This is a genomic window from Pelovirga sp., assembly GCF_059864205.1.
The window spans coordinates 1-3,497 of record NZ_JCBCBS010000120.1; the positions used below are offsets into that span (position 1 = coordinate 1).

At 58.5% G+C, this 3,497-nt stretch carries 2 protein-coding genes; both read right to left on the reverse strand.

Features of this window, described 5'->3' with window-relative positions; all coding sequences use genetic code 11:
- Nucleotides 1–2,284, reverse strand: a 2,284-nt coding sequence (locus tag AC6F7T_RS08015; RefSeq protein ID WP_500717657.1) for an efflux RND transporter permease subunit, incomplete at its 3' end; no start/stop codon positions are given.
- On the reverse strand, nt 2,281–3,450 hold the full coding sequence (locus AC6F7T_RS08020) for an efflux RND transporter periplasmic adaptor subunit (RefSeq protein ID WP_500717659.1): 1,170 nt from the start codon (nt 3,448–3,450) through the stop codon (nt 2,281–2,283). The genes AC6F7T_RS08020 and AC6F7T_RS08015, both read right to left, overlap by 4 nt.
- Nucleotides 3,451–3,497: the final 47 nt, after the last annotated feature.

Below are 3,497 nucleotides of genomic sequence, written 5' to 3' on the forward strand. Positions count from 1 at the left end.
TCTCAATGGTGGTGTTCAGATCAACGACAAAGGGTTCATCAGCCATCACTCTGGTTACCTGGTGGGTTGCGTTGATCATATCCTGGTAATCAAGACCTGGAGCACCATAGACTTCGGCAACCACTGTCGCCAGCACCGGTGGCCCGGGCGGTGTCTCGACAATCTGTAACGTCGCGCCATAGCGTTGGGCCAGATCTTCCAGATCGCTCCGCAGGCGCAGGCCCAGCGCATGGCTTTGCATGCGCCGTTCGTTCTTTCCGACCAGGTTGATGCGAATATCGGCCAGATGGGGTTGCTCGCGCAGATAGTAATGGCGAACCATTCCATTGAAATCCATCGGTGAAGGACGACCGACGTAGGAGACAAAGCTGGATACTTCGGGGACGTTGCGCAGATAGTCTTCGAAGGCACGAACCATGCGATCGGTCGTCTCCAGCGTGCTGCCTTCCGGCAGATCCAGCACCAGTTGCAGTTCGTTCTTGTTGTCGAACGGCAGCATCTTCAAGGGCACCAGGCGTAACATGGGCAGCGCCAGGGACAGGACCAACAGAATCAGAATGCCGCCCAGCAGGGCCCAGCGCCAACGGCGCGCACCGAGAAATGGTTCCACTGTCGCGCGATAACCACGCTTGAGCCAGGAGGGAACAACATCCTCCCCCTTTAAGTCTTCAGCGCCGTCTTTTTCCACCCGTCGGCGAATCAGGGTATGGGCTAGCCAGGGAACCACGGTCAGCGCTGCCAGGGTCGAAAAAATAACCGTCAGGGGAACATTGGCCGCCATCGGCGCCATATAGGGGCCCATCATGCCGGTAATGAAAAACATCGGAGTGAAGCAGACGATGATCGCCAGGGTCGAAAGAATGACCGGCGGCAAGACCTCGCTAACGGCAAACAGGGTTGCTTCGCGCGGCTTGCGCTGCCGTTTGAGAATGTGACGCTGAATGTTGTCGACGTTGGTGATGGGATCATCGACCACCAGACCTAAGGACAGAATCAGAGCGAACAGGGTCACCCGGTTGATGGTATAACCCAGCAGAAAATTGACGAACAGCGCCAGGGAAAAACTGATGGGTACCGCAAGGGCAACGATGAGCGCCTCACGGCGTCCCAGGGTAAACGCCAACAGCACCACCACGGTAACAATGGCAAAAAACAGCGAGGCAAGCAGATCACCGACTTTTTCCCGGGCAGTTTCACCATAGTTGCGCGTCACCTCAACAAAAACGTCATCCGGGATGACGGACCCTTTGAGCTCGTCCAGACGCTGCAGAATCATGTCGGCGACGGCAACGGCGTTGGTGCCTTTTTTTTTCGCCAGGGCGAGGGTTACTGCCGGATAGGAACCGACAGCGGCGGCCGGGGAGATGTTGAAGGAATCAAGGCCGGTGGCTGGATGTTGGGTATTACGCTCGAGAAACAGGGCGGAAAACCCGATGCGCGAATAATTGCCGGGCTCCTGCGGGCCATCGAATACGCTGGCGACATCGCGCAGGTAGACAGGGCGTCCGTCATGCACCCCGACCACCAGTTGTTCAACATCCTGAGCTGATTGCAGAAAGGCGCTACTGACGACACTGATTTCGCGATTAATCGCGGAAAAGCTGCCGGCCTGTACCGCCGCATCGGCTCCCCGCAGTGTCGCAGTAACCTGCAGCGGGGAAATTCCGCGCGACGCCAGGCGGGACGGATCGAGTTCGACCCGGACTTCACGGCTGCGTCCACCAACCAGTTCCGAGCGGGACATATCATTGACCTCGGTCAGTCGTGCCAGCACCTCCTGACCGATGCGACGCAGGGCGAAATCGTTGTAATATTCGGAATACAGGGTCAGGTTGACGATGGGAACATCATCGATTTCCACCGGCCGGATGACCCATCCCTGAACGATGGGCGGCGCTTGCTCGATGTTCATGCTGATCTTGTTGTGTAATTTGACCAGGGAGCGCTCGCGATCCTCACCAACATGGAAACGGACAGTGACGATGGCCAGACCATCGCGCGACATGGAATAGACGTATTCGACTCCATCGATCTGCCAGAGAAGCTTTTCCAAAGGGGTCGAGACCAGTTGTTCAACCTCACGGGCTGATGCCCCGGGCACCTGCACGAACACATCGGCCAGAGGTACAACAATCTGCGGCTCTTCCTCGCGAGGAGTTAGAAGCAACGCTGCCAGCCCCAGCGCCAGGGCAAAAATGATCATTAAAATGGGGGGCTGCGGCTGCAGAAAGGGCGCGACCAGGCGCGCAATGAAACCTTGCGGAGTCGCCGTTTGTTCACTCATGGCTGGATGCCACGCAGCACAAGCTGCTCATTACCGGTGAGACCGGAAAGAATTTCTACATCATCCGCGATGCGGACGCCGGTAGTAACGAGCAGGGTTTTGATCCCTCCTTCTTCGGCAATCTGAACCAGTTCCAACTGACCGATGCGCACCACAGCGGCAGCAGGGACCAGAACCGCCGAGCGCGCCTCCAGCCCCACCCTCAGGCGCCCGAACATGCCGGGGAAAAGCCCCCGACGATCAGCCAGGGTCACTTTAACGACAAGACTGCGCGTGCGTGGGTCGGCGCTAGGCATTATCTCTTCCACTTGTCCCTTAACGGAGCGCTCCCCGATCAACAGGTCGACGTCCTGACCCAGGACCAGACGCTGAATCAGCGATTCCGGCACCAGGGCTTCCAGGCGCAGAACCTCTTCCCCCTGCAATGTCAGCAACACTTTCCCCGGCATGGCCAGATCACCCGGATCCACGAGCCGCTCAACGACCTGTGCATCCATCGGCGCGACAATCCGCGTATAGTCGAGGGCCACAGCCGCTTCCTCAACCTGTTGGCGAGCCCCCTCAATGCCGGCCTCGGCCGCGGCCAGTGCGGCTAGCGCCTGCGCCAGGTTCGCCTGCGTCTGACGTCGCTGCGCCTCGATGGTTTCCATCTCTTGCTGCGTGGCCGCCTGCGCTTCCAGAAAGTTGCGGATTCGCTCGAATTCGGCCAGTACCCGGGTTTCTGCGGCACGGGCCGCTTCAATCGCTTGCTCTGCCTGAATCTTCTGCGCAACAGCGGTATTGAGGGCCTGCTGCGCCTGCTGATAGCGTGCCCGCAAGGTACGATCATCGATTTTCACCAGCAGGGCGCCCTTGCCTACGAGATCACCGGAACGCACTGCGACCTGTTCCACACGACCCGTCACCTGAGACTCTATGCGCCCGCTGGTGCGGGTCTGCAAGGTGCCAATCGCCTCATAGTATTGAGGTAAAACCACTGTTCGCGCGGCCACTTGTTTTTCGTTCAAAGGAAGGTCAGGATCAGGTGCCAAAGCATCCTCGGGCCCGATTTGCCCGGTCCTGAAAAAGCCGCCAACATAGAGAATCAGCCCGACCAGCAGCAGGCCACCGATGACGGATGGTAGCCAGCGTTTCACATTGTTTTTCTTAGTGACATCCTGCGTCATTGAGCGCCTCCCGTTGACTCAGCATAAAAATGCCCCTCACCCAGGGT

Coding starts and splice junctions, on each gene's coding strand:
- AC6F7T_RS08020 (WP_500717659.1), bottom strand. CDS start 3,450: ATGACGCAGGATGTCACTAAGAAAAACAATGTGAAACGCTGGCTACCA.